At 75.1% G+C, this 241-nt stretch carries 1 protein-coding gene; it reads left to right on the top strand.

The annotated features are described in order from the left end of the window. Positions 1–59: 59 nt before the first annotated feature. A partial coding sequence (locus KVS67_RS12865) for a hypothetical protein (protein WP_217565536.1) occupies positions 60–241 on the top strand: 182 nt, incomplete at its 3' end.

Below are 241 nucleotides of genomic sequence, written 5' to 3' on the forward strand. Positions count from 1 at the left end.
TCATCAGGAGGGGATCGGGGGAGTGCGTGCGCACACTGTGGCAGACTGGCCGCTGTTCCATGGGAGCCCGGGCCGCACACGCCGGGCAGAGAGGGCCGCAGGGGCGCACCGCGCCGGCGCGGCCGACCATCACCACTCGATGCGGGACATGCCGCCGTGAGGAGGACCGGGCCGTGCACGTGGCCGTCGTCGGGGCCGGGATCATCGGCCTCACCGCCGCCGCGCGTCTGCGTGCCGCAGG

This window comes from Micrococcus sp. GbtcB5 (genome assembly GCF_019091605.1).
Classification (GTDB): domain Bacteria; phylum Actinomycetota; class Actinomycetes; order Actinomycetales; family Micrococcaceae; genus Micrococcus; species Micrococcus luteus.